The sequence below is a fragment of the Rhizobium sp. NFR12 genome, assembly GCF_900108545.1.
In the GTDB taxonomy this organism is placed as follows: domain Bacteria; phylum Pseudomonadota; class Alphaproteobacteria; order Rhizobiales; family Rhizobiaceae; genus Neorhizobium; species Neorhizobium soli.
Window position 1 is genome coordinate 874,559 of record NZ_FNWM01000002.1, and the last position, 23,765, is coordinate 898,323.

Annotated in this window: 26 protein-coding genes and 1 tRNA gene; 16 read left to right on the top strand and 11 right to left on the bottom strand. The window is 59.9% G+C overall.

Annotated elements, in window-relative coordinates:
• On the bottom strand, positions 1–138 hold the full coding sequence (locus BLW69_RS22770; RefSeq protein ID WP_156461817.1) for a hypothetical protein: 138 nt from the start codon (positions 136–138) through the stop codon (positions 1–3).
• On the opposite strand from BLW69_RS22770, the gene BLW69_RS23145 reads away from it, so the two are divergent.
• Positions 137–268, top strand: a complete 132-nt coding sequence (locus BLW69_RS23145; protein WP_256413734.1) for a hypothetical protein — start codon at positions 137–139, stop codon at positions 266–268. The genes BLW69_RS22770 and BLW69_RS23145 overlap by 2 nt on opposite strands.
• Entirely contained in the window at positions 265–597 is a 333-nt protein-coding gene (locus BLW69_RS11485) for a DUF6105 family protein (protein WP_062453201.1), read from the top strand. Before BLW69_RS23145 ends, BLW69_RS11485 begins: the two co-directional genes overlap by 4 nt.
• Here the strand turns inward: BLW69_RS11485 and ruvX are convergent.
• Both ruvX and BLW69_RS11495 read right to left on the bottom strand, forming a co-directional pair.
• Positions 534–1,028, bottom strand: coding sequence for a Holliday junction resolvase RuvX (gene ruvX, locus BLW69_RS11490; protein ID WP_092662016.1), 495 nt, complete (start codon positions 1,026–1,028; stop codon positions 534–536). The two genes, BLW69_RS11485 and ruvX, sit on opposite strands and share 64 nt — an antisense overlap.
• A gap of 9 nt (positions 1,029–1,037) precedes the next feature.
• Positions 1,038–1,337, bottom strand: a complete 300-nt coding sequence (locus BLW69_RS11495) for an alkylphosphonate utilization protein (RefSeq protein ID WP_062453199.1) — start codon at positions 1,335–1,337, stop codon at positions 1,038–1,040.
• A gap of 330 nt (positions 1,338–1,667) precedes the next feature.
• On the opposite strand from BLW69_RS11495, the gene BLW69_RS11500 reads away from it, so the two are divergent.
• The 4 genes from BLW69_RS11500 (at position 1,668) to BLW69_RS11515 (ending at position 4,899) form a co-directional block, all read left to right on the top strand.
• Positions 1,668–2,372: a metal-dependent hydrolase gene (locus BLW69_RS11500; protein ID WP_092662017.1), complete on the top strand. Its 705-nt coding sequence runs from the start codon at positions 1,668–1,670 to the stop codon at positions 2,370–2,372.
• A gap of 105 nt (positions 2,373–2,477) precedes the next feature.
• Positions 2,478–2,765, top strand: coding sequence for an Asp-tRNA(Asn)/Glu-tRNA(Gln) amidotransferase subunit GatC (gatC, locus tag BLW69_RS11505; protein WP_062580050.1), 288 nt, complete (start codon positions 2,478–2,480; stop codon positions 2,763–2,765).
• Positions 2,766–2,822: 57 nt separating this feature from the next.
• The gene (gene gatA, locus BLW69_RS11510) at positions 2,823–4,304 is read left to right on the top strand and encodes an Asp-tRNA(Asn)/Glu-tRNA(Gln) amidotransferase subunit GatA (protein WP_062453196.1); all 1,482 of its coding nucleotides are present in this window, start codon (positions 2,823–2,825) and stop codon (positions 4,302–4,304) included.
• An 85-nt stretch (positions 4,305–4,389) separates the two neighbouring features.
• Positions 4,390–4,899, top strand: coding sequence for a GNAT family N-acetyltransferase (locus BLW69_RS11515; protein WP_092662019.1), 510 nt, complete (start codon positions 4,390–4,392; stop codon positions 4,897–4,899).
• On the opposite strand, the gene BLW69_RS11520 is transcribed toward BLW69_RS11515, so the two are convergent.
• Positions 4,896–5,219 (bottom strand): DUF1294 domain-containing protein, encoded by a 324-nt coding sequence (locus tag BLW69_RS11520; RefSeq protein ID WP_092662021.1) that lies wholly within the window; start codon positions 5,217–5,219, stop codon positions 4,896–4,898. The two genes, BLW69_RS11515 and BLW69_RS11520, sit on opposite strands and share 4 nt — an antisense overlap.
• Before the next feature lie 145 nt (positions 5,220–5,364).
• Here BLW69_RS11520 and gatB point away from each other — a divergent pair, with 145 nt between their 5' ends.
• The 5 genes from gatB (at position 5,365) to BLW69_RS11545 (ending at position 8,883) form a co-directional block, all read left to right on the top strand.
• Positions 5,365–6,867 carry an Asp-tRNA(Asn)/Glu-tRNA(Gln) amidotransferase subunit GatB gene (gene gatB / locus BLW69_RS11525; RefSeq protein ID WP_062453193.1) on the top strand — a complete coding sequence of 501 codons (1,503 nt, stop codon included), beginning with the start codon at positions 5,365–5,367 and terminating at the stop codon, positions 6,865–6,867.
• 4 nt (positions 6,868–6,871) lie between these two features.
• A complete protein-coding gene (locus BLW69_RS11530) occupies positions 6,872–7,378 on the top strand; it encodes a GNAT family N-acetyltransferase (protein ID WP_062453192.1) in 507 nt (168 codons plus the stop codon).
• A gap of 24 nt (positions 7,379–7,402) precedes the next feature.
• Positions 7,403–7,864 carry a GNAT family N-acetyltransferase gene (locus tag BLW69_RS11535; RefSeq protein WP_062580061.1) on the top strand — a complete coding sequence of 154 codons (462 nt, stop codon included), beginning with the start codon at positions 7,403–7,405 and terminating at the stop codon, positions 7,862–7,864.
• A gap of 102 nt (positions 7,865–7,966) precedes the next feature.
• Positions 7,967–8,365 (top strand): NADH:ubiquinone oxidoreductase subunit NDUFA12, encoded by a 399-nt coding sequence (locus BLW69_RS11540; protein ID WP_062454718.1) that lies wholly within the window; start codon positions 7,967–7,969, stop codon positions 8,363–8,365.
• An 86-nt stretch (positions 8,366–8,451) separates the two neighbouring features.
• Positions 8,452–8,883, top strand: coding sequence for a DUF2155 domain-containing protein (locus tag BLW69_RS11545; protein ID WP_062453190.1), 432 nt, complete (start codon positions 8,452–8,454; stop codon positions 8,881–8,883).
• A gap of 20 nt (positions 8,884–8,903) precedes the next feature.
• Here the strand turns inward: BLW69_RS11545 and aat are convergent, their stop codons facing one another.
• From aat to BLW69_RS11575, 6 genes are all read right to left on the bottom strand, one after another.
• Entirely contained in the window at positions 8,904–9,521 is a 618-nt protein-coding gene (gene aat, locus BLW69_RS11550; RefSeq protein WP_092662023.1) for a leucyl/phenylalanyl-tRNA--protein transferase, read from the bottom strand.
• A gap of 105 nt (positions 9,522–9,626) precedes the next feature.
• Positions 9,627–10,973 (bottom strand): acetyl-CoA carboxylase biotin carboxylase subunit, encoded by a 1,347-nt coding sequence (accC, locus tag BLW69_RS11555; RefSeq protein WP_092662025.1) that lies wholly within the window; start codon positions 10,971–10,973, stop codon positions 9,627–9,629.
• Between the two features lie 9 nt (positions 10,974–10,982).
• Positions 10,983–11,444 (bottom strand): acetyl-CoA carboxylase biotin carboxyl carrier protein, encoded by a 462-nt coding sequence (accB, locus tag BLW69_RS11560; RefSeq protein WP_062453187.1) that lies wholly within the window; start codon positions 11,442–11,444, stop codon positions 10,983–10,985.
• A gap of 27 nt (positions 11,445–11,471) precedes the next feature.
• Positions 11,472–11,909: a type II 3-dehydroquinate dehydratase gene (aroQ, locus tag BLW69_RS11565; protein ID WP_062580067.1), complete on the bottom strand. Its 438-nt coding sequence runs from the start codon at positions 11,907–11,909 to the stop codon at positions 11,472–11,474.
• 144 nt (positions 11,910–12,053) lie between these two features.
• Positions 12,054–12,776, bottom strand: a complete 723-nt coding sequence (locus BLW69_RS11570) for a DsbA family protein (RefSeq protein WP_244474034.1) — start codon at positions 12,774–12,776, stop codon at positions 12,054–12,056.
• A gap of 353 nt (positions 12,777–13,129) precedes the next feature.
• Positions 13,130–16,207: a ribonuclease E/G gene (locus tag BLW69_RS11575; RefSeq protein ID WP_092662027.1), complete on the bottom strand. Its 3,078-nt coding sequence runs from the start codon at positions 16,205–16,207 to the stop codon at positions 13,130–13,132.
• Positions 16,208–16,967: 760 nt separating this feature from the next.
• On the opposite strand from BLW69_RS11575, the gene BLW69_RS11580 reads away from it, so the two are divergent.
• The 3 genes from BLW69_RS11580 (at position 16,968) to prfB (ending at position 22,125) form a co-directional block, all read left to right on the top strand.
• Positions 16,968–18,131: an N-acetylmuramoyl-L-alanine amidase gene (locus tag BLW69_RS11580; RefSeq protein ID WP_092662029.1), complete on the top strand. Its 1,164-nt coding sequence runs from the start codon at positions 16,968–16,970 to the stop codon at positions 18,129–18,131.
• A gap of 266 nt (positions 18,132–18,397) precedes the next feature.
• Positions 18,398–20,875 (top strand): penicillin-binding protein 1A, encoded by a 2,478-nt coding sequence (locus tag BLW69_RS11585; RefSeq protein WP_062453182.1) that lies wholly within the window; start codon positions 18,398–18,400, stop codon positions 20,873–20,875.
• A gap of 121 nt (positions 20,876–20,996) precedes the next feature.
• A protein-coding gene (gene prfB / locus BLW69_RS11590) for a peptide chain release factor 2 (RefSeq protein WP_113469309.1) occupies positions 20,997–22,125 on the top strand; the annotation gives its coding sequence in 2 pieces (ribosomal slippage) (positions 20,997–21,065 and positions 21,067–22,125; 1,128 coding nt in all).
• Between the two features lie 72 nt (positions 22,126–22,197).
• On the opposite strand, the gene BLW69_RS11595 is transcribed toward prfB, so the two are convergent.
• Positions 22,198–22,971, bottom strand: a complete 774-nt coding sequence (locus tag BLW69_RS11595) for an NAD kinase (protein WP_062580078.1) — start codon at positions 22,969–22,971, stop codon at positions 22,198–22,200.
• Between the two features lie 261 nt (positions 22,972–23,232).
• Between BLW69_RS11595 and BLW69_RS11600 the strand changes: the two genes are divergently transcribed.
• Together BLW69_RS11600 and BLW69_RS11605 are read left to right on the top strand one after the other, a co-directional pair.
• Positions 23,233–23,308 (top strand) — tRNA-Thr (locus tag BLW69_RS11600).
• Positions 23,309–23,476: 168 nt separating this feature from the next.
• Positions 23,477–23,761: a hypothetical protein gene (locus BLW69_RS11605; protein WP_139283848.1), complete on the top strand. Its 285-nt coding sequence runs from the start codon at positions 23,477–23,479 to the stop codon at positions 23,759–23,761.
• Positions 23,762–23,765: the final 4 nt, after the last annotated feature.

A 23,765-nucleotide genomic window follows, 5' to 3' on the forward strand; every position in this document is an offset into this window, starting at 1 on the left:
TTAACCATGTTTGGCGTTTTGAATTGCAGCTTTCGCCATGCGGCCTAAATCTCTGGTTAATGATTTCTTAACCAAATCGCGGCCGTCCATGGGCAAGAATGCAACTTCCACAACGAGCATCGCATTGCTGATCGTCATGACGACGATCTTTGCAGTGCTGGCGCTCGACATTGCCATTCCTGCTCTGGTTCTCAGCCTGATGGCGCTGTCGAGATGGGTCGTAACGCTGGACCTGTCTCCAGCGGAACCAGAAGGCGAAACCGCATGAAGTTGCTCTTGATCTTGTGGGCAGGGCCCGTGCTTTTGCTGGGCAGCTGGTACGGGCTTTCCTATTACGACATGAGCTTCGGCTTCTTCATGCTGACCCGTCAGACCCATGATCTGGTCTTTCAGGTCTATGGCGACGTCCTCGGAATTCCGCCCGAAACCATCCCGCCGCTGGTTGCCCGCGCAATCGCATTCGACAGTCTTGTCGTTTTCGCCATCATCGCCTTCCGCAAGCGCAAGCAGATTGCAGCCTGGTGGCGTAGCCGTCAGGTGGGGACGTCGTTGCCGGTTTCTCTGGCAAGGGACGAAAGCCTGTCCAAGGCTCCCTGAAGAATGAAGCTCGCGGCCGCCGAATCGATACGTTCGGCGCGCTTGGCCCGCGAAACATCCATCTCCAGAAGTGCCCGTTCGGCCGCGACCGTCGATAGTCTCTCGTCCCAGAAGACGAAGGGAATGGTAGTCTTGTCCGACATCGCCCGCACAAAGGCGCGGGTTGCCTGGGCCCGCGGCCCGGCGGAACCATCCATGTTCATCGGCATCCCGAGAATGAAGGCTGAGACCTTCTCCTTCTCCGCGAACGCCAGCAGAACCTCCGCATCCTTGGTGAACTTGACGCGCTTGATGACGGTGCGGGGCGTGGCAAACCGCCGGCCGAGATCGGACATCGCAAGCCCGATGGTTTTGGTACCGAGATCGAGCCCTGCAACTGCCTTGCCGGGCGCAAGTGTCGCGGCGAGTTCTTCGATGGTCAGGATTGCCATATGCCGGCCTTAGGTTTTCTTGCGCACGAATTCGGTGCGCAGCACGAGGCCCTTGATCGCATCGTGCCGGCAATCGATCTCTTCCGGATTGTCGGTGAGACGGATCGAGCGGATGACGGTGCCCTGTTTCAGCGTCTGACCGGCACCCTTCACCTTGAGATCCTTGATGAGAGTGACCGCATCGCCATCGGCAAGAATATTGCCGGCTGAGTCACGCACCTCGGATGCAGCGGAAGCCTTCGCAGCCGCATCGGCTGCAGACAGCCATTCGCCGGTAGCCTCGTCATAGATATAATCGTCGTCGGCCATGTCGGTTTCCTCAGGGGTTCGGATGTGACGCAATCGCAGCGAGCATGCGACGATCATATCGGGATGCGACCGCTTAACCCAGTGGCAAGTCCGTGGCAACGTGGCGCCGCCTGTGTGTCAATTCCGATACGGGCGCTGCTCGCGCAATCATCGTCCTAGACCTTTGAAATGTGAAAGCGCCGCGTTATTTGATGAGGTGTGAGGTGAGACAACTGAGTTCAGAGTCTCATCCGCTTTCGGTGCTTCGAAACCTCCCTTTCGAAGTTTCATCTATGAATTTTGATTTGGTGTCATCACCTCTCTTTTTGCCATCCTCAAGGACACTTCCCCATGAAAATTACCTGGCTCGGCCATGCCGCCTTCCGCATCGAAACGGCAAAGGCAAAGATCCTGATCGACCCGTTCCTGACCCATAGCCCGACCTTTGCCGGCCAGGATCTGAAAGACGTGACCGAAGGTGTCACGCATATCCTTCTCACCCACGGTCATGGCGACCATGTCGGTGATACGGTCGCGATCGCCAAGGAAAAGGGCGCCATCGTTCTTGCCAACGCCGATCTCGCATCCTGGCTGGGTGGAAAAGGCGTCGAGAAGCTCGAGATGGGCAATACCGGCGGCACAGTCGGCTTCGAGGGCTTCACCGCGACCTTCACACAGGCGCTCCATTCGTCCGGCCAGATCGACGAGCTCGGCGTGTCCCACTCGCTCGGTTCCGCGAACGGACTGATGCTGCATTTCGACGACGAGATGTCGGTTCTGCACATGGGTGATACGGATATCTTTACCGACATGGGACTGATCAACGAGTTGCACCAGCCGGATATCGGCATCGTGCCGATCGGCGACCGCTTCACTATGGGCGGTGCTGTCGCAGCCGTTGCCTGCCAGCGCTTCTTCGATTTCAAGCACGCCATTCCCTGCCACTACGGCACGTTCCCGATCATCGAGCAGACACCCGATAAGTTCGTCAAGGGCATGGAAGGCAGCCGCACCGCCGTCGAGGTGCCGGGCGTCGGCGTGACGCTGACCTGCTGAACGGGCATTTCAGTTAAGGCGCGCCAGGAAACCGGCGCCCTGCCTGTTGCGAAGGACGGGCATGGCCATTATAGCGAAGGTGAATTTTACCACCGGAGCCCTGCCATGTCCGTCGATCTCGCCACCGTCAAGCGCGTCGCGCGCCTCGCCCGTATTGCGGTTACGGAGGATGAGGCCAATCGCATGGTTGGCGAATTGAACGGTATTATCGATTTCGTCGAACAACTCTCGGAAGTCGACGTCACAGGCGTCGAGCCTATGACCTCGGTGATGCCGATGGAAATGCGGTTGCGCGCCGACGTCGTCACCGACGGCAATAAGGCAGACGAGATCGTCGCCAACGCGCCGGCAACCGACCGCAATTTCTTCATGGTGCCGAAGGTCGTTGAATAAGCCGCTTTAGCCCGAGCGCCGCCGACCCGTCTTAGCCTTTCGAGAGCACGAAAAATCATGACCGACCTGACCAGCCTGACCATTGCCGAAGCCCGCGACAAACTGGCATCGAAGGAATTCACTTCCGTCGATCTGACGAACGCCTATCTCGGCGCCATCGACGCTGCAAATTCCGTCCTTAACGCCTACATCACCGTTACGCCCGAGATGGCGCTGGAGATGGCGAAGGCCTCCGATGCCCGTCGCGCTTCGGGTCAAGTTGGGGCGCTCGAAGGTATTCCGCTCGGCATCAAGGATCTGTTTGCCACCAAGGGCGTCCACACCCAGGCCTGCAGCCATATACTCGACGGGTTCAAGCCCGAATACGAATCGACCGTCACTCAGAACCTGTGGGATGACGGCGCCGTCATGCTCGGCAAGCTCAACATGGACGAGTTCGCCATGGGCTCCTCCAACGAGACCTCGCATTACGGACCGGTGGTCAATCCCTGGAAAGCCGAAGGTTCGAACACTCAGCTGGTCCCGGGCGGCTCCTCCGGTGGTTCTGCCGCTGCCGTTGCCGCGCATCTCTGCGCCGGCGCGACTGCAACCGATACCGGCGGCTCGATCCGCCAGCCCGCTGCCTTTACCGGCACCGTCGGCATCAAGCCCACCTATGGCCGCTGCTCGCGCTGGGGCACTGTCGCGTTTGCATCCTCGCTCGATCAGGCCGGCCCGATTGCGCGTGACGTGCGCGATGCCGCCATCATGCTGAAGTCGATGGCAAGCGTCGACCGCAAGGACACGACCTCGGTCGACCTGCCAATTCCGGATTACGAGAAAGCGCTCGGCCAGTCGGTCAAGGGCATGAAGATCGGCATTCCGAAGGAATACCGCGTCGAGGGCATGCCTGAAGACATCGAAGCCTTGTGGCAGAAGGGCATTGCCTACCTAAAGGATGCCGGTGCCGAGATCGTCGATATCTCGCTGCCGCACACAAAATACGCGCTGCCCGCCTATTACATCGTGGCGCCTGCCGAAGCCTCGTCCAACCTTGCCCGCTATGACGGCGTTCGCTACGGCCTGCGCGTCGATGGCAAGGACATTTCCGACATGTACGAGAAGACCCGTGCTGCCGGCTTCGGCACCGAGGTCAAGCGCCGCATCATGATCGGCACCTACGTCCTGTCAGCCGGCTATTACGACGCCTACTACCTGCAGGCGCAAAAAGTCCGGACGCTGATCAAGCGCGATTTCGAACTCTGCTTCCATGCCGGTGTCGACGCCATCCTGACACCAGCAACGCCGTCATCGGCCTTCGGCATCGCCGATGAGGCACTCGCTGCCGATCCGGTCGCAATGTACCTGAACGACATCTTCACCGTCACGGTCAACATGGCCGGCCTTCCCGGCATCGCCGTACCTGCCGGTCTCGACAAGAAGGGCCTGCCGCTTGGCCTGCAGCTGATCGGCAAGCCGTTCGATGAGGAAACCCTGTTCCGCACAGCGCATGTGATCGAACAGGCGGCAGGCAAGTTCACGCCTGCGAAATGGTGGTAGCGGCTGTCCGGCCTCTGCCCCACCCAATGCGATGCTAGCCCGAATCGCCGGCCGATGATCTACTGTTCCTGAAACAGGGGACGCCATGCCACTCATCCGCAACGCACGCCAGGACGACGAAGCCGCGCTAGTTCAGATCGGCTTGCTCAGCTGGGAAAAAGCGATGGGCGCCGTTGGCGATCCGTCCAGCATGCGCGAAAGTGCGCTTGCCGCATTTCGCGACTTCGTTTCCTCGTCCTGGCTGACGATTCTCGTGATCGAGGCGCACGGCACGGTCGCCGGCTGGGCGGCCTGCGAGAATCGCGACGACCTGATCACCGACTTCTGGATCGATCCGCAGTTTGAGGGGCAGGGGCTCGGCAAGGCGCTGCTCGCCGATATCGAGGCCGATATCGTTCGTCGCGGGTTCGATAAGGCGCGGGTCGAGACCCATGCGCAGAACGACGGGGCAGTCGGTTTCTTCGAAAAGCAGGGATACAGCGTCCATTGGCTTTCGAGCGCCTATCAGCCGAAGATCGATCGCGACATCCAGTCCATGGGACTGTCCAAGCAACTCGTATCCGACGATCCGGGCACCTACGGCCCGAATTTTTAAACGCCGACGAGCAGCGTCCAGATCGATGCGAGCATTCCGGACACCGCAAGGATCAGCACGATGCTCACGCAGATATGTAGCGTGACGATGGCTGCAAGGATGGTCCTGAACGGCTCCTTGTGCGTCTTGTGACGCAACATGCGCTGGGCCGCCACAGCACCGAGACTTCCGCCGGCAAATGCGAGCAGGAGGAGGGTGGTTTCGCTGACCCGCCAGCGTCCATTCCTGGCGGCCCGCTTGTCGATCCAGTAGACGGAAAAGACCACTGCATTGAAGAGGATGCAGAGAACGAGAAGTGTTAGCGCAAGGTTGAGGGTCATGAACCCCAGCTAACTGCGCTCCGGTTAAGATTCATCCTCGGCGGTATCAGATGTTTCACCCGGCAAGCCTTGGCCTACGCTTGCACCTCGCCAACATTTGCTCTACCCACAAAGCACTTCGAAACTAAGCCCGAACGAGCATAAGATGACCCTAGTTGACGTCCGCACGCCCGATCCGAAACGCTTCATTCCCGGCGCCACTGGCGATTGGGAAGTGATCATCGGCATGGAGGTGCACGCCCAGGTTCTCTCCAATTCGAAACTGTTCTCCGGCGCTTCGACCGAGTTCGGCAAGCCCGCCAATGCCAACGTCTCGCTGGTCGATGCGGCAATGCCCGGCATGCTGCCCGTGATCAACGAGGAATGCGTACGCCAGGCTGTCCGCACCGGGCTTGGCCTGAAGGCGCAGATCAACAATCGTTCGATCTTCGACCGCAAGAACTATTTCTATCCCGACCTTCCGCAGGGCTACCAGATCTCGCAGTTCAAGGATCCGATCGTCGGCGAAGGCCAGATCGTCATCTCGCTCGGTCCCGACCGTCAGGGTCAGTTCGAGGATATCGAGATCGGCATCGAGCGCCTGCATCTGGAACAGGATGCCGGCAAGTCGATGCATGACCAGCATCCGACCATGTCCTATGTCGACCTCAACCGGTCAGGCGTCGCTCTGATGGAGATCGTGTCGAAGCCGGACATGCGTTCGTCCGACGAGGCAAAGGCCTACATGACCAAGCTGCGCTCGATCGTGCGCTATCTCGGCACGTGCGACGGCAACATGGACGAGGGCTCGATGCGCGCCGACGTCAACGTGTCCGTGCGTCGTCCGGGCGAAGGTTTCGGCACGCGCTGCGAAATAAAGAACGTCAACTCGATCCGCTTCATCGGCCAGTCGATCGAATACGAAGCCCGTCGCCAGATCGCCATCCTCGAGGACGGCGGCTCGATCGATCAGGAGACCCGCCTGTTTGATCCGGGCAAGGGCGAAACGCGGTCGATGCGCTCCAAGGAAGACGCGCACGACTATCGCTATTTCCCGGATCCGGACCTGCTGCCGCTCGTCTTCGACGACGCGTTCGTCGCAGAGCTCGCCAAGGACCTGCCGGAACTGCCTGACGACAAGAAGGCCCGCTTCGTGGCTGAACTTGGCCTTTCGATCTATGACGCCTCGGTTCTGGTTTCCGAGAAGGCCATCGCCGACTATTACGAAGCCGTGGCTGAGGGCCGCGACGGCAAGATGGCGGCCAACTGGGTCATCAACGACTTGCTGGGCGCCTTGAACAAAGCGGGCAAAGGCATTGAAGAGACTCCGGTTTCTCCCGCCCAGCTTGGCGGCATCATCGATCTGATCAAGTCGGAAGTCATCTCCGGCAAGATCGCCAAGGACCTGTTCGAGATCGTCTTTTCCGAAGGCGGTGACCCGGCGGACATCGTCGAGAGCCGCGGTATGAAGCAGGTCACCGATACCGGCGCCATTGAAAAAGCCGTGGACGACATCATCGCCGCCAATCCCGATCAGGTCGCCAAGGTTCTGGCCAAGCCGACGCTTGCCGGCTGGTTCGTGGGACAGGTGATGAAGTCGACCGGCGGCAAGGCTAATCCGCAGGCCGTCCAGGCCCTGGTCAAGGCCAAGCTGGGCATCGAGGACTAACCTGTTGGTCTACTTCATTCGCACAGCGGGCGACGAGGACGTGGAGAAGATCCGCGTCCTTCTCGCCGAGACGTTTCATCAGTCCTACGACCCGTTCTACGGTGCAGACGCCGTCGAGAAGATGGTGCGCAACTGGCATTCGCCGGTCGCGATCCGCACTAGGCTGATCAAGAAGGATGGCGAGTTTCTCGTCGCCGACGATGGAAGCAAGATCGGCGGCATCGCTTACGCCGCCGTGTATCCAAAAATGGCAAAGACGGTGATGCTGCATCAGCTCTACGTCGCGCCAGCCTGCCAGAATGACGGCATCGGCAGGGATCTGTTTGCCGAAATCGAGACCTGCTTTCCGGATGCGGAAATCATGCGGGTCGAGGTGTCGCTGCCGAATGTGCGTGCCGCCTCCTTCTACCAGCGGCTCGGCTTTGCCGAAGTCGACCGCATGGAGGAATGGGGCGCGCCGAACTCCGGCCTGCCGGCGATCATCATGGAAAAGCGGCTCCAGTCGCTTTAGACGGCTCAGATACGGGAGGGTGACATGGACGGCATCATCATTCGCAGGGCTCGCGAATCGGACCTCTCCCAACTGATCGCAATGTTTGCCGCTGACGATGTCGGTGGTCACGGCGATACGACTGACGCAGACGCCTACGACGATTACCTGCGCGCCTTCAACATGATCGATGCCTCCCAGAACGAGCAGCTTTTCGTTGCCGAGCGGGACGGCGACGTTGTCGGCACGTTCCAGATCCTGTTCAACCGAACGCTGACCGGCCGCGGCTCGCTGTCGATGATCATCGAAGCCGTACAGACGAGACCCGACATGCGCGGGCAGGGCATCGGCGCTCAGATGATCGGTTACGCGATCGAAGAGGCAAAGCGGCGCGACTGCCGCCTCGTGCAACTGACGTCCAACGCGGCTCGCACGGATGCCCATCGCTTCTACGAGCGGCTGGGTTTTGCCAAGAGCCATGCGGGCTTCAAGATGAAGTTCAAATAGAGGTCTACATCTCGGAAATGCTGGACATCACCGCTGTCTGGCGGCATAAGCGGTGGAGCCAGTTCGACTGGTCACCTGTTTGCCAATCCTATGGACAAGCCCATGAAAAATCTCCTGCTGCAGATCTTCACCTGGTGGAACGGCCAAACCATGGGCACGCGTTTCTTTACCTGGCGCCATGGCAAGAAGGTGGGCGACGATGAGTTGGGCAACGTCTATTTCGAAGGCCCGATGACCTCCTGGGGTAAGCCGAAGCGCTGGGTGATCTACAAGGATTACGCCGAAGCCTCCGCGATCCCGCCAGGCTGGCACGGCTGGATGCATTACCGCACCGATACGCCTCCGTCGCAGGAGGATTACAAGGCGCGCGAATGGCAGAAGTCGCACAAGCCGAACCTCACCGGATCGCCGCTTGCATACCGGCCTCAGGGTTCTCTGTCGGCCAATGGTGAACGTCCTCGCGTCACCGGCGACTATGACGCCTGGACGCCCGGCAACTGAGCCTGACTGGCACCTGTTTTGGCCATATTCCACAACTAGTCCTCGATCGGGCATTCCAAGGACGCCTTTTCGAGACGGGACCAATAATGACACGTACCAAGCTTTCCCCACGCACACGATCGATTGGCGTCTTTCTGGCCGTCGTCTCGGTTCTGACAGGGGGAAATGCCTCGGCTGCGCGGATCGAAAATCCGGTTGCCGTCTTCAACGGCATCGACAAGATCACCGGCCGCATCACCACATTCGACGTCTATCTCAACGAGACGGTGCAGTATGGCGCGCTTCAGGTGACGCCGAAGGTCTGCTATTCCCGAGACGAAACGGAAGCCCAAAAGATCGACGGGTTTATCGAAGTCGACGAGATCACACTCGACCGCAAGATCCGCCGCATCTTCACCGGTTGGATGTTTGCGGACAGCCCCGGCCTCAACGCCGTCGAGCACCCAATCTATGACGTCTGGCTGACAGGCTGCAAGCAGACTTCCGACGTGCCGGCACCCGCCCGCGCGACCAACTGAAGCTCACGATTTCTGGCAGATCAAAATTCGAGATGCGGCGAGTTGACTGCCGCATGCAGCAGCTTGAGATAGTCATCCTTCGGAACGTCGATCGCCCCGAAGGTCTTCAGGTGTTCTGTCGTGAACTGCGTATCGAGCAGCACGAACCCCTTGGCCTTCATCCGTTCCACCAGATGCACGAGGCAGATCTTGGACGCGTCGGTGCGGCGCGAAAACATGCTCTCGCCGAAGAAAGCAGCGCCAAGCGAAACGCCGTAAAGCCCGCCAACGAGTTCATCGCCATCGTAAGCCTCGACACTATGGGCATGGCCCATGTGGTGGAGTTCGCGGTAGAGTTTGCGGATCGTCTCGTTGATCCAGGTACTCGGCCGGTCATCGGCCGGTTGCGCGCAGAGCGCGATGACGCCCTCGAAGTCTGTGTCGAAACGGATGTCGAAAGGCTTTTTGCGGACCGTTTTCTGCAGGCTCTTGGAGACGTGGAAAGCGTCGAGCGGCAGGATGCCCCGCATCTCGGGATCGACCCAGAATATCTCAGGATCATCGGCGGCTTCCGCCATCGGGAAAAGCCCGATGGAATAGGCTCGCAACAGAATTTCCGGGGTTATTGCCGGGTAATATTTGCCACGACGCCCTGCCATCGGTCTCCTTGATCCGGCCATCGCATTCCGCGCCTCATCTGGCGCGGAATGGTCGACAGCATCTTATGAACCGCTAACGGATCGTGTTGATCCGGTAGGTAGCGTCTAGTGAGACTTGTCGCCGGCCAGATGGTTTTCCAGCCAGTGAATATCGTAATTGCCGCTCAAGATATCCGGATTGTCCACCAGTTCCTGGAAGAGGGGAAGCGTGGTCTTGATACCATCCACGACGAACTCATCCAGCACGCGGCGAAGGCGCATCATGCATTCGGCGCGGGTGCGTCCATGCACGATGAGTTTGCCGATGAGGCTGTCATAGTAAGGCGGGATCTTGTAGCCGGCATAGGCACCCGAATCGACGCGAACGCCGAGACCGCCGGGAGCATGGAAATGCGTGATCGTGCCAGGCGACGGAACGAAGGTCCGTGGATCCTCGGCATTGATGCGGCACTCGATCGCATGACCCTGGAACTGGATCTCTTCCTGCGTCACGGACAGGCCGTTTCCGGAGGCAACACGGATCTGCTCGTGCACCAGGTCGATATTGGTGATCGCTTCGGTGATCGGATGCTCGACCTGAAGACGGGTGTTCATTTCGATGAAATAGAACTCGCCGTTTTCGTAGAGGAATTCGACCGTACCGGCGCCGCGATACTTCATCTTCTTCATGGCGTCGGCGCAGATCTGGCCGATCTTCATGCGCTGTTCGACATCGAGGGCCGGCGAATTGGCTTCTTCCCAGACCTTCTGGTGGCGGCGCTGCAGCGAGCAGTCGCGTTCACCCAGATGAATGGCATTGCCTTCGCCATCACCGACGACCTGGATCTCGATATGCCGCGGCTTGCCGAGATACTTTTCCATGTAGACGGCATCGTTGCCGAAAGCTGCGAGCGCTTCGGAACGGGCCGTGGACACGGCCTCCTCGAGCTCGGCCTCGGTCTTTGCCACCTTCATGCCGCGGCCACCGCCGCCGGCGGTCGCCTTGATCAGCACCGGGAAACCGATTTCGCGGGCAATTTCGAGCGCGTTCTCAGGCAGAACTTCGCCGAGCGAACCGGGAACGACCGGAATGCCAAGCTCCACTGCTGTCTTCTTGGCAGTGATCTTGTCGCCCATCAGGCGGATGTGCTCGGCGGTCGGTCCAATGAAGGTGATGCCGTGTGCTTCCAGAATGTCTGCGAACTTGGCGTTCTCGGACAGGAAGCCGTAACCGGGATGAACGGCGTCGGCACCGGTGATCTCGCAGGCGGCAACAATCTGGTGGATGTTCAGATAGCTGTCACGCGAAGGCGGCGGGCCGATGCAGACGCTCTCGTCGGCGAGGCGCACATGCATCGCATCCGAATCGGCCGTCGAGTGAACGGCGACGGTCGCGATGCCGAGTTCCTTGCAGGCGCGAAGGACGCGAAGTGCAATCTCGCCGCGGTTGGCTATGAGGATTTTCGAGATCATGAGATCGCCTTACTCGATGATGACGAGCGGCTGGCCATATTCGACAGGCTGCCCGTCTGTGACCAGGATTTCCGTAACCTTGCCGGACTTCGGCGAGGGGATCTGGTTCATCGTCTTCATGGCTTCGATGATGACGAGGGTCTGGCCTTCCTTCACGGTCGCGCCGACTTCTACGAAGTTGCGTGAACCGGGAGCAGGTGCAAGGTAGACGGTGCCAACCATCGGAGCGGTGAGCGCGTTCTTTAGGTCCGGGCCGGCTACGGCAGCGGGTGCTGCAGCGGCGGCAGGGGCGGCCGCGAGGGCAGGCGCGGCTGCAATCGGAGCCTGAACGTACTGGGGAGTGCCTGCGCGTGAAACACGGATGCGCAGGTCATCCTGCTCAACTTCGATCTCGGTGAGATCGGTGTCGTTGAGGATGTTCGCGAGATCGCGGATCAGTCCCTTGTCGATACCGGCTTTCTTCTCAGACATGGCAAACCCTACTGTTTTGTTATGTTGTCAGGCGATGGTGGTCTTCAAGGCGTGCAGCGCGAGCACGTAGCTCTGCGTGCCGAACCCGCAGATGATGCCCTTGCAGGCCGGTGCAATCATGGAATGGTGGCGGAATTCCTCCCGCGCATGCACATTCGAGATATGAAGTTCCACCACCGGTACGGAAATGGCCTTGATCGCATCGTGAAGGGCGATCGAGGTATGGGTAAAGGCGCCGGCATTGATGGCGACAGCGGAAGCCCGCTCGCCGGCCTCATGCATCCAATCAATGAGCACGCCCTCGTGATTGCTCTGGCGAAACTCGACAGTCAGTCCGAGTTCGGCAGCAACGGCCGCACATTCCTGCTCGACATCGGCCAAGGTCTTGCCGCCGTAGATGCCAGGTTCGCGTTTTCCCAACATGTTGAGGTTGGGACCGTTGAGGACGAAAATCGGTTTGCTCATCGAGATAACTATTTGTTCCACCCAGAATTCAGCGGCCACGTATAAACCGCTGGGACGGCAAGGGAAAGCCCCTGACGCGCCTAAACGCCATGCATCCACCGGCGAACGGGCAAGAATGCAGCATCTCGCTCGAAATCTAAGCCGTCAGCAGCTGGCCTTTCCGCAAGCGCGCACATTGGCGACCTTTTCCTCGATCGTATCGAGGCCAACAGCACCGAACACGGCCTCGTCTCCGACAACATAAGTCGGTGTGCCGGTGATGCCGATCGCGGTGGCCAACTGATAGGCCTGGCGTACGAGATCGTCGTTGGGATTGTCCTTCATCGACTTCCGCAGTGCTGCTCCGTCGATCCCAAGCGCGGTGGCGACAGAGAGCGCGGTCTCTTCGGACGCGTGCTCGCGGCTGCCGAGCAGCGTGCGGTGGAACTCGGCATACTTTGTCGGGGCGACCAGACGCACCGCATTGGCAACCTTGTGCGCGGCAATCGAGTCCGGGCCGAGGATCGGGAATTCCTTCAGCACGAAGCGGACGTTCTTGTCCTTCTTGAGAATGGTGTCCATGTCGGCCAGCGCATGCTTGCAGTAGCCGCAATTGTAATCGAAGAATTCAACGACCGTGACGTCGCCCTTCGGATTGCCAAGCGTGATGTCGGTGGGGGAGGCAAAGATCGCCTCCTTGTTGGCCGCGACCGCCTTGGTGGACTGGTCGACGCGCTGGTTCTGCTGCTTGGCCTCCAGCGCGTTCTGGACCTCGATCATCACTTCCGGGTTCTGGATAAGATATTCCCGGATGAATTCGCCCATCTCCTTCTTCTGCTGGTCATCCAGGGCAAAGGCCGGAACGGCAAACGCCGTTGCGGCCAGCATCGAACCGGCAGCAAGCGTCTTCAGTATCGGGTTGAGAAGGCGGGTCATTCGTTTCCTCGTCGGTCTGTTGGGCGTGGCTTCGCGCGAAACGCCGCACCATCATGTCTGTTTGCGCCAAAACTAAGCCAGCGTGGCGCGAGGCGATAGAGTAAAAACGGCAGGGGTGCCCGGGACTGCGCAACAGTGGCCGACTCCGAAGGGCAGGCGGTACAAAAAGCACTTGCAATCAGTGCTTTGGATCCGTTTCCGGAATCAATCAGCAAGCGACTTGAATCATTTTCTGAGGATGTGCTGCAGACAAAAAAACGGCCGCGTCAGACGCGGCCGTTTGAAAATCTAGGATGGGCTACGGCTCAAAAGAAGCCGCGCTTCTGCCACCAGCCGCCCTTTTTGGGCTTGGCCGGCTCGCCGTCGGTCTCCGTCGCTGCCTTGGCAGGATCGGAGCTCTTCACCACCGCTTCGCTGGACGAAGAGATGTTGGAGGCGCGGTTCGCGCGGGCAGGCTTCGAGTCGTCGGCCTCGTCGGCAGCGACAGCCTGTGGAGCAGGTTCTGCAACCGGCGCGGCTTCTTCTACCGGCTGGGCTTCTGCGACAGGTGATGCGTCAGCGGCCTCCGGAGCTTCCGCAGGTGCTTGTTCACCAAGGGCTGCATCGACCTGTTCCACGATCGCTGCGACCGGAGCTTCCACCGGAAGTTCGACCGGGGCAGGAGCCGGAGCTTCGGCAGCAGTCTCGACGACGGCATCAGGTTCGGCAACAGCCTCAACTTCGGACGAAACCTCTTCCGTCTTGGAAGACGCCTTGCCACGGCGCGAACGGCGTGGCTTGGGCGCAGGCTCGACCGGCGCTGCAGCAACGTCAACTGGCGCAGCTTCGGTTTCAGAACCGACATCAGCACCCGCGTCAGCAGCGACCGTCTCGGCCGGACCGGCTTCGGAACCGTCACCAGCGTCTGCGGTTTCGGTCTCGTCGTCGGACGCGTTCAGCTCCTGACCGTCTTCGGTCCGGTTGCGACGTCCGCCACGCTTCCCGCGACGACGGCGCTTGCGGCGCGAGTTCTCATCCGAGTCGTCGCCGTCTGCGACAGGCGCAGTTCCGTCGGCAGCAACTGCTTCGTTCTCGTCGCCGTCTTCATCGTCTTCGTCATCGGCACCCGATTCGGCATCGCTTGCCGCGTCGAGCGTCTGGCCTTCGCCATTCTTCTCGCCGTTGCGGTTGCGACGACGCCGGCGACGCTTGCGCTTGCGGCCGTTCTGATCATCGCCTTCGGTCCGCTCGCGGTCCTGCTTGGCGGCAGGCGCGGCAGCGACGATCTCCTCGTCTTCTTCCTCTTCATCAACCTCGATGATGATGTCGTCGTCCTCGTCCTCAACGGGGATCGCGGCAAACTGCATCAGGCTTTCGATCTTGACCGGGTTCTCGACGGCTTCGCCGCGATCGATTGCAAAGTGGTTCGAACCGATGGTGACGTCGGATTCGATGAAGATCGACACACCGAAGCGGTTCTCGTAATCCACCACGCTGCCGCGCTTGTGGTTCAGCAGGAACAGCGCGATGTCAGGCGTGGTCCGCACGGTGATGTCGTGTGTGGTGTTTTTCAGCAGGTATTCCTCGACGCCGCGCAGAACATGAAGCGCAACCGACGACTGCGAGCGCACATGACCTGTGCCGCCGCAATGCGAGCAGATCTGCGTGGTCGATTCGAGAACCGATGCGCGGATACGCTGGCGCGACATTTCGAGCAGGCCGAAATGCGAGATACGGCCGACCTGGATGCGGGCGCGATCGTTCTTGAGGCAATCCTTCAGCTTCTTCTCGACAGCGCGGTTGTTGCGCTTTTCTTCCATGTCGATGAAGTCGATGACGATCAGACCGGCAAGGTCGCGCAGGCGAAGCTGACGAGCCACTTCCTCGGCGGCTTCCAGGTTCGTCTGGAGTGCTGTGTCTTCGATCGAATGTTCGCGGGTCGAACGACCGGAGTTCACGTCGACTGCAACCAGAGCTTCGGTCTGGTTGATGATGAGATAGCCACCCGACTTCAGCGTCACCTGCGGCTGCAGCATGCGGTCGAGCTGTGCCTCGATGCCCGAACGGGAAAAGATCGGGTGAAGGTCGCGGTAGGGCTGAACCACCTTGGCGTGGCTCGGCATCAGCATCTTCATGAAGTCTTTTGCTTCACGATAGCCTTCTTCGCCGGAGACGATGACCTCGTTGATGTCTTTATTATAGAGGTCGCGGATCGAGCGCTTGATCAGCGAACCTTCCTCGTAAACGAGGCAAGGTGCGGTCGAGGCGAGCGTCAGCGTACGGACGTTCTCCCAGAGGCGCATCAGATATTCAAAGTCGCGCTTGATTTCGACGCGGGTGCGGTTGGCACCGGCGGTGCGCAGGATGACGCCCATGCCCTGCGGCACGTCCAACTCGCGAGCGACTTCCTTCAGACGCTTACGGTCGGTCGGCTGGGTGATCTTGCGGGAAATGCCGCCGCCACGTGCCGTGTTCGGCATCAGAACCGAGTAGCGGCCTGCGAGCGACAGATAGGTCGTGAGAGCTGCGCCCTTGTTGCCGCGCTCTTCCTTGGCGACCTGCACGAGCAGGATCTGGCGACGCTTGATGACTTCCTGGATGCGATACTGCTTGCGCGGCTTGCGCTGGATGCGATCCGGAACCTCTTCCATGGCGTCTTCGGCGCCAACGGATTCGATCTCTTCCTTCTCGTGGTGATCGTCGTCGTCACCATCATCATCGTCGTCGTTCCCGCCACGCCCACCGGCATCCTCGGAAATCGAATCGGTGTCGACCATTGCGGCCATCTCGCCGGGCTTTGAACCCTCGTCGTCGGAAGACGGGTTTTCGTCGGAGGAGGGCGCTTCTTCTTCGGAGACAGTTTCAGTAGCTGGCGCATCTTCCGCAGTCGGCTCGACAACCTTCTTGCGCGAGCGGGTGCGCTTCGGCTTGGCCTTCTTCTCGACCACGTCTGCAACCGGTGCGTCCTCGGGAGCCGGGGCGTCTTCAACTGCAGCTTCAACCGGTTCTTCTACGGCGTTGACAGGGACGATGCCGACATCCGGCTGGTCCTGCTGGGAGAGATCGACCACCGGATCGCCAGGATCCGCCGAATCAGCTTCCGCAATGCGGCGCTGGTCTTCAGCTTCCTGCTGCATCAGCGCCTGCCGGTCGGCCAGCGGGATCTGGTAATAGTCGGGGTGGATTTCCGCAAAAGCCAGGAAGCCGTGGCGGTTGCCACCGTAATCGACGAACGCGGCCTGTAGCGACGGCTCAACGCGCGTCACTTTGGCCAGATAGATATTGCCCCGGATCTGTTTCTTGTGTTCCGATTCAAAATCGAATTCTTCAATACGGTTGCCGCGTACAACGACTACCCGCGTCTCCTCTTCGTGAGACGCGTCGATAAGCATTTTGTCTGCCATGTAAATTCTGCTCCTCGGCGCCGAGCAAATGCACAAAAGCCTGCCGCGAGGATTTCCCCGACAACAGGCTTGTCATGCGAAATGGTCGTTCCGCCGGATAAAAAGGATCCCGTCGGGTGGGATTGTGCGGGCAACCGGAAAGAAGACGGAGCCAAAGGCGTCCCTGATCTCTCCCGGTTCTGAAAATTGTGCCGCGCCATCAAAAACCAAACGAGAATGACTTTACCATAGGCCCCAAACGGGGCCCGATGAATTTGCTCCAATGAGATTTGCTCGATGGAGCGGTGGGTGGCATGCCACCCGATATGTTTCCGGCCACCGCCGGGCGGATCGTGTATCAGGATGAAGCGTAGCGACGGCGGATGTCTGTCGGTCCATGGCGCCAGATCATTATCAGCTGGCAGCCTATCGGCAGACTATCCCGTCAACACTTCAACCTTCGCTCGCGTTGTATGGTTTATCTGTCACAATAGCAAGGGAAAAGCCGCCTTTGCCATATTGTCGATCGAATTGCCATTCTATGCAAAAACAACGGGCGGACGAGATGATTCGCATCCGATCTGCATGAAATTGCTATGTTAAAAACATGCGGCTGCAGCGGCTGCCGTTGCTGCATTCCGAATGTGCGAAGTCAGGTTAGGGGACTTATGTGAGGGTGGGCAAACCGACGGGTGCGTTGCGTGTATCACATGAGACGTCCAGATACGATTTCGCGACCGGTGCAACCGGTGTCGTAAGGCGAATCGCTTTTGGTTTGGTCATGTTGCTGGCTGGGGCAGCGTTGGCGCCTGCGATGGCGGCAACCACGAAGCCGATCCTCGCATTCGGAGCCCGCATTGCCGGCGACGCGGCACGCAGCCGCATTGTCATCGACTTCGAATCGAAGCCTGAGTTTTCAGTGCACTATGTCGGCGGCCCCGAACGCGTGATTGTCGACCTCTCGGCGACCGCCTTCGGTTTTCCACCCGAAGATCTATCGCCGCGCGGTCTGTTCAAGGATATCCGCTTCGGCACCATGGATGAACAGAGCGCCCGGATCGTGCTGACCACCAACCGGCCAGTGAAGCTCTCGACGGCGGATGTTCGGCCGGGGGAGAACGGCGTCTGGCGCCTCGTCCTCGATGCCGAGGTCGTCTCGAAGGAAGAATTTGCCGTTCTCCTGAAAGGCCAGGACTGGCGCGCCACGACGCAAACTGACTCGGAGCCGACGCCACTGATGGCCGACGACGGCGTTTTCACCGTTGCGGTTGATGCAGGTCATGGCGGAATTGATGCCGGTGCGACTGCGCTGAAGACGAAGACGCAGGAAAAGGTCATCACCCTCGATTTCGCAAAGACGCTTGCCGAGCGCCTGAACCGGCTATCCGGCGTGAAGGCATTTCTGACGCGTGACGACGACACGTTTCTTTCGCTGTCCGAGCGGGTGGCGACCGCCCGTGAACATCGCGCCGACCTGTTCATATCCCTTCACGCCGATACGCTGACGCAAAAGGATATCCGCGGCGCCACCGTCTATACCCTGTCCGACAAGGCATCGGACCGGATGGCGGAAAACCTTGCGGCGCGAGAAAACTTTTCTGACCAGCTCGCCGGCTACAGCATTCAGAACGGACCGTCGGACGTGGCGGATATCCTTCTCGACCTGACGCGGCGCGAGACCCAGGCCTTCTCGATCGCCATGGCGGACAATGTCGTCAAGTCGTTCGAGGGCCAGATCGGGCTTATCAACAACCCGCATCGGCAGGCAAGCTTCCAGGTGCTGCGCGCGCCGGATATTCCCTCCGTCCTGCTCGAACTGGGTTTTCTGTCCAATCAGGAAGACGAAAAACTTCTGCTCGATCAGAACTGGCGCAACAGGATTGCAGACCTGATTGCCGCAGCCGTCGATCGGTATCGCGGTCACTCTGTCGCCAACGGCGGGTGAGGGGAGTGCTGCGTCGCATGCGGCGTGGCTGACGTGCAACAACGGCCCGGGAATATCCCCGTATACAAGCTAAGTTGCGGAAATACCTTGGTTGAAGCCCTATTTTACGCACATTCAGACGGTTACACCCTGCTGCACGAGGCAGGGCGGATAACGCGCCTTTTATCCTCGACGCCTTGCGCTGGCGTAATCACCGTGCAAAACGCCGAGAACCATGCGATGTTGCGCCTTGCGCAGCAACCCGAAAGCCGAACGGTAGCTTCGACATGATCAGATTGATTGGATACTTCTTTGGAATGGCCTGCGTCCTTTTTCTGGGCGTTGCTGCAGCGGTTGCCATCTATTTGAATGGTGTATCCAAGGATTTGCCCGATTATGCGGTCCTTGCTGCCTATGAGCCTCCGGTTGCCACACGTGTCCACGCCGGCAACGGTGCACTGGTCACGGAATATGCGCGCGAGCGTCGCTTGTTCCTCCCCATCCAGGCTATCCCCGACCGAGTCAAGGCGGCCTTCCTGTCTGCTGAAGACAAGAATTTCTACAACCACCCCGGCGTCGATATCTTCGGCCTTGGCCGCGCGGTTGTGAACAATCTCCAGAACTTCGGCTCAGGCCGTCGTCCGGAAGGTGCGTCCACGATCACCCAGCAGGTGGCAAAGAACTTCCTTCTGTCGGCAGACCAGACGATGGACCGCAAGGTCAAGGAAGCGATCCTGTCGTTCCGCATCGAACAGGCCTACTCGAAGGACAAGATCCTCGAGCTCTACCTCAACGAGATCTTCTTCGGCCTTAACTCCTATGGCATCGCCGGTGCAGCGCTGACCTATTTCGACAAGTCGGTGACGGAACTGACGACGGCGGAAGCAGCCTATCTCGCGGCGCTGCCGAAGGGCCCCAACAACTATCATCCTTTCCGCCATCAGCAGGCAGCGCTTGATCGCCGCAACTGGGTTGTCGATCGCATGGCCGAAAATGGCTACATCACACAGATGGACGCCGACGACGCCAAGACCCAGCCGCTTGGTGTCAAGCAGCGCCGGAGTGGTACGCACCTGTTCGCGTCCGACTATTTCTCCGAAGAGGTGCGTCGCCAGATCATTGGCCGTTATGGCGACAAGTCGCTCTATGAAGGTGGCCTGTCCGTCCGCACCTCGATCAATCCCGAGCTTCAGCTTGCTGCGCGCGCCGCGCTGCAGAACGGGCTTCTTGATTACGACGAACGCCGCGGTTTTCAGGGCCCGGTGACCACGGTCGACATTTCACCCGATTGGGGTGTCTCGCTTGCCAAGGCGATCACCGACGGCAAGGCGCCTGACCTGCGCGATGTCCCGGAATGGCAGCTTGCCGTCGTGATCAGCGCGTCCGCCAAGTCCGCCGAGATCGGTTTGCGTCCCGCTGCCGATGGTGGCGGCAAAGTGACCGAAGAGCGCGTGACGGGAACGATCCCCGCGGACGCCATGAAATGGGCCTATCGCGACGCCAAGGGTTCTCGCCGGACGGCGAAAGGTCCCGATGGCGTGCTGAGCCCGGGCGACGTCGTCTATGTCGAGCCGATCAATGAAGAAGCCAAGACCTTCCGGCTGCGTCAGCCTCCGAAGGTACAGGGCGGCTTTGTCGCGATGGACCCGAATACCGGCCGCGTTCTCGCCATGGTCGGCGGCTTCTCCTATGCACAGTCGGAATTTAACCGCGCCACCCAGGCGATGCGTCAGCCGGGTTCGTCGTTCAAGCCCTTCGTCTATTCTGCAGCGCTCGACAACGGCTACACCCCGGCATCGGTTGTGCTTGATGCGCCGATCGAGATTGTCACTGGGGGCCAGGTCTGGCGCCCGTCGAACTACGGCGACAAGGACGGCAACGGCCCGGCAACGCTGCGCACCGGTATCGAAAAGTCTCGCAACCAGATGACTGTCCGCCTGGCGCAGGACATGGGCATGGAGCTCGTGGCCGAATATGCCGAACGCTTCGGCATCTACGACAAGATGCTGCCGGTCCTCGCCATGTCGCTCGGTTCCGGCGAAACGACCGTGATGCGGATGGTATCCGCCTATGCGGTCATCGCCAACGGCGGCAAGCAGATCAAGCCGACCGTGATCGACCGCATCCAGGATCGTTACGGCAAGACCATTTTCCGCCATGAAGAGCGCACCTGCGAAGGCTGCAACGCCAACAGCTGGGCGAACCAGGAAGAGCCGGTTCTGGCCGACAACCGCGAGCAGGTTCTCGATCCGATGACCGCCTACCAGATCACCTCGATGATGGAAGGCGTCGTGCAGCGCGGCAGCGCGGCCGGCAAGATCCATCTGACCGACCGCCCGGTCGCCGGAAAGACCGGAACGACCAATGACGAGAAGGACGCCTGGTTCGTCGGCTTCACGCCGAACATCGTGGCCGGCCTTTATATCGGCTTCGACACACCGGCGCCGCTCGGACGCGGCAGCACGGGTGGCGGACTTGCAGCGCCGATCTTCGGTCAGTTTATCGAAGCGGCGGCAAAGCATATGCCGGCTGAAAAATTCCTGGTGCCGGAAGGCATGCAGTTCGTTGCTGTCAACCGCAAGACGGGCATGATGGCCATGGAAGGCGAGCCGGATACGATCACCGAAGCCTTCAAGCCCGGCACCGGCCCGGCCGACGTCTTCCAGGTCATCGGTGGCGGCGAATACATGACGCAGGACCAGATCCTGGACTCCTCGCCACAGGCACAGCAGGCCATCACGTCCGGTGCCTCCGGCCTGTTTTGATCCTCATACTGACATCCTCTAGGACATCGTCGCGCCGGCCCGGGGTTTACTTCCGGGGCCGGCGCAACTATGTCCACCGCAACTTCGGTCAACAACGAAAAGACGAGAGAAGCATTACGCCATGCGCGCGGAAATCATCAACGTAACCGACGAAATCAAGCAGGCCATAAGCCTGCTGAGGAGGCATCTTTGACTGGGATCAGGCGGTAAGACGACTGGACTGGTTGAACAACAAGGCAGAGGATCCAAACCTCTGGAACGACGCCTCCGAAGCGCAGAAGCTGATGCGCGAGCGTCAGCAGCTGGATGACAGCATCAACGGCGTGCGAGCGCTCGATCAGCAGCTCAACGACAATGTCGAACTCATCGCGATGGGGGAAGACGAGGGCGACGACTCGATCGTTAAAGAGGCCGAGGAAGCGCTGAAGACGTTGCGCACCGAAGCCAACCGCCGGCAGGTGGAGGCGATGCTTTCGGGCGAGGCAGACAGCAACGATACCTATGTCGAAGTGCATTCCGGTGCCGGTGGCACGGAAAGCCAGGACTGGGCGAACATTCTGCTGCGCATGTACACCCGCTGGGCCGAGCGCCAGGGCTACAAGGTCGAGCTCTTGGAAGTGCACGATGGCGAAGAGGCCGGCATCAAGTCCGCGACTATACTCGTCAAGGGACACAATGCGTTCGGCTGGTTGAAGACCGAGTCGGGCGTCCATCGCCTGGTGCGCATTTCGCCCTACGACAGCGCGGCACGCCGCCACACGTCGTTCTCGTCGATCTGGGTCTATCCTGTGGTCGACGACTCGATCAACATCGAGATCAACGAGAGCGATTGCCGCATCGACACCTATCGTTCGTCGGGTGCCGGCGGGCAGCACGTCAACACTACCGACTCGGCCGTGCGTATCACGCACATTCCGTCCGGTATTGTTGTCGCCTGCCAGCAGGAACGCTCGCAGCACAAGAACCGCGCCAAGGCGTGGGACATGCTGCGCGCCCGTATGTACGAAGCGGAACTGATGAAGCGCGAAGCGGCCGCCAATGCGGAAGCCGCTTCGAAGAGCGACATCGGCTGGGGCCACCAGATCCGCTCCTACGTTCTGCAGCCATACCAGCTGGTGAAGGACCTGCGCACCGGTGTCGAAAGCACGGCACCCAGCGACGTTCTCGACGGCGAACTCAACGAGTTCATGGAAGCTGCCCTTGCACACCGCATCAGCGGCAAGCCCGATCTTGGCGCCGAAGCCGAGTAAGGCTTGGACGCATCACGAACACAAACGGCCGGATCTCGCGATCCGGCCGTTTGCGTTTCTTGGGGGTGGTTGTCAGTCGTTGAACTGCTCGGCCAAGATCCGGTCAGACCAGGAATGGTCGGGATCCGATAGAAGCCGTGCCGTCAGTTCAGTCGATTGCGCGATGCGGATATGGATGACGGATTTCACCTCGGTATTGTCGGCGACCGCGTTGACCGGTCGCTTTTCCGGCTCGAGAATCTCGATGTCGACGCAGACACGGTTTGGCAAAAGCGCACCGCGCCAGCGACGCGGACGAAACGCACTGACGGGCGTCATCGCCAGAAGCGGCGCCTCCAGCGGCAGGATCGGCCCGTGCGCCGACAGATTGTAGGCGGTGGAGCCGGCAGGCGTCGCGACCATCAGGCCGTCGCAGATCAGTTCCTCCAGCCTTGTGTGCCCATCGACCACCACCTTCAGCTTCGCGGCCTGATAGGATTGGCGGAACAGGTAGACCTCGTTGATCGCGAGCGAGTGGGATATCGCACCCCAGGCATCGGTCGCCGTCATCTTTAGCGGGTGAAACTCGTTTTCGACGGCACGCGCGATTCGGTCGGGAAGATCGACCGTTTCGAAATCGTTCATCAGAAAGCCGACCGAGCCTCGGTTCATGCCGTAGACCCTTTTGCCGATATGCATGGTCTCGTGCAGCGTTTGCAGCATGAGCCCGTCACCACCCAAGGCCACGACCACGTCGGCCTCCACCAGGGGAACGTTTCCATAAAGCCGGGTCAGCTCGTCAAACGCTGCCTCGGCATCGGGTGCCGTTGAGGCGATGAATGCGAGCTTTTCGGTCGCGATCGACATGGGAAGGCCTTTGGTGTGACGCGGACATGCGCCCAGGGAATACAGGTCTGAAACACCGCATCGTCAACATACGGCTTCCAGCAGGTAGCTATAGGAGAAACGACAGGACGAACAAGCCGCTTCCGTGCAGCGTCGGTACTTCGTCAGCCATTCCGGCTGCGGGTAGACCACGAGTATCTCGTTTCTCGAAAGTGTTTATCGCGATCAACGGAATTTTCGCTTTACACGAAATCAGAATCTGGTAATTCCACCCCCAGAAGTGCCCTTGTAGCTCAGTTGGTAGAGCACCTGATTTGTAATCAGGGGGTCACGAGTTCGAACCTTGTCGGGGGCACCACTTCTATCCCATTCATTTTGATCGGTTGATCATGCTTTTCTCGGGCTGAGGAAAGCAGGGTGTGACGCACGTCGCTCCGTTGTCTTTCCGGCATCTCTTCTCGTGCCGGCCAATCCTTGCAACATGGAATGCGCTCTGTCAGGATCTCTTAAATTTAAGGGGAGACTGATGGGAAAAGTCTTGATGTGGATTGGCTGGATCGGGATCGTTCTGGTGGTTTGCGCCCTCGTGGCGCTGATGGCCAGCGCCGGGCAGGGGTCCTATGCCCTGCTCGCGCTCTTGGCAGCACTGCCTTGGGCGGCACCCGCCTTCATCGGCTCTGTGCTCGTCGCAGCGTTTGGCAGCATGCTTTTGCAGCTCAATGCGATCCGAGCAGCAACCGAAAGACAGGCCGAACTCTTTGCTCAGTTATTGGACGGCAAGAAGAAGCGTGACGCAGCGGTTGAGGCCTGACGGA

What these genes read in the sequence shown, in the direction of transcription:
- BLW69_RS11495 (WP_062453199.1), bottom strand. Translation starts at nt 1,337, where the DNA reads ATGGCCGACGACGATTATATCTATGACGAGGCTACCGGCGAATGGCTG.
- ruvX (WP_092662016.1), bottom strand. Translation starts at nt 1,028, where the DNA reads ATGGCAATCCTGACCATCGAAGAACTCGCCGCGACACTTGCGCCCGGC.
- BLW69_RS11535 (WP_062580061.1), top strand. Translation starts at nt 7,403, where the DNA reads ATGGACGGCATCATCATTCGCAGGGCTCGCGAATCGGACCTCTCCCAA.
- BLW69_RS11605 (WP_139283848.1), top strand. Translation starts at nt 23,477, where the DNA reads ATGGGAAAAGTCTTGATGTGGATTGGCTGGATCGGGATCGTTCTGGTG.
- BLW69_RS11580 (WP_092662029.1), top strand. Translation starts at nt 16,968, where the DNA reads ATGTTGCTGGCTGGGGCAGCGTTGGCGCCTGCGATGGCGGCAACCACG.
- gatB (WP_062453193.1), top strand. Translation starts at nt 5,365, where the DNA reads ATGACCCTAGTTGACGTCCGCACGCCCGATCCGAAACGCTTCATTCCC.
- BLW69_RS11540 (WP_062454718.1), top strand. Translation starts at nt 7,967, where the DNA reads ATGAAAAATCTCCTGCTGCAGATCTTCACCTGGTGGAACGGCCAAACC.
- accC (WP_092662025.1), bottom strand. Translation starts at nt 10,973, where the DNA reads ATGATCTCGAAAATCCTCATAGCCAACCGCGGCGAGATTGCACTTCGC.
- BLW69_RS11545 (WP_062453190.1), top strand. Translation starts at nt 8,452, where the DNA reads ATGACACGTACCAAGCTTTCCCCACGCACACGATCGATTGGCGTCTTT.
- accB (WP_062453187.1), bottom strand. Translation starts at nt 11,444, where the DNA reads ATGTCTGAGAAGAAAGCCGGTATCGACAAGGGACTGATCCGCGATCTC.
- BLW69_RS11515 (WP_092662019.1), top strand. Translation starts at nt 4,390, where the DNA reads ATGCCACTCATCCGCAACGCACGCCAGGACGACGAAGCCGCGCTAGTT.
- BLW69_RS11485 (WP_062453201.1), top strand. Translation starts at nt 265, where the DNA reads ATGAAGTTGCTCTTGATCTTGTGGGCAGGGCCCGTGCTTTTGCTGGGC.
- BLW69_RS22770 (WP_156461817.1), bottom strand. Translation starts at nt 138, where the DNA reads ATGACGATCAGCAATGCGATGCTCGTTGTGGAAGTTGCATTCTTGCCC.
- BLW69_RS11500 (WP_092662017.1), top strand. Translation starts at nt 1,668, where the DNA reads ATGAAAATTACCTGGCTCGGCCATGCCGCCTTCCGCATCGAAACGGCA.
- BLW69_RS11595 (WP_062580078.1), bottom strand. Translation starts at nt 22,971, where the DNA reads ATGTCGATCGCGACCGAAAAGCTCGCATTCATCGCCTCAACGGCACCC.
- BLW69_RS11575 (WP_092662027.1), bottom strand. Translation starts at nt 16,207, where the DNA reads ATGGCAGACAAAATGCTTATCGACGCGTCTCACGAAGAGGAGACGCGG.
- BLW69_RS11570 (WP_244474034.1), bottom strand. Translation starts at nt 12,776, where the DNA reads ATGCTGGCCGCAACGGCGTTTGCCGTTCCGGCCTTTGCCCTGGATGAC.
- aroQ (WP_062580067.1), bottom strand. Translation starts at nt 11,909, where the DNA reads ATGAGCAAACCGATTTTCGTCCTCAACGGTCCCAACCTCAACATGTTG.
- BLW69_RS23145 (WP_256413734.1), top strand. Translation starts at nt 137, where the DNA reads ATGACGACGATCTTTGCAGTGCTGGCGCTCGACATTGCCATTCCTGCT.
- gatC (WP_062580050.1), top strand. Translation starts at nt 2,478, where the DNA reads ATGTCCGTCGATCTCGCCACCGTCAAGCGCGTCGCGCGCCTCGCCCGT.
- aat (WP_092662023.1), bottom strand. Translation starts at nt 9,521, where the DNA reads ATGGCAGGGCGTCGTGGCAAATATTACCCGGCAATAACCCCGGAAATT.
- BLW69_RS11520 (WP_092662021.1), bottom strand. Translation starts at nt 5,219, where the DNA reads ATGACCCTCAACCTTGCGCTAACACTTCTCGTTCTCTGCATCCTCTTC.
- gatA (WP_062453196.1), top strand. Translation starts at nt 2,823, where the DNA reads ATGACCGACCTGACCAGCCTGACCATTGCCGAAGCCCGCGACAAACTG.
- BLW69_RS11585 (WP_062453182.1), top strand. Translation starts at nt 18,398, where the DNA reads ATGATCAGATTGATTGGATACTTCTTTGGAATGGCCTGCGTCCTTTTT.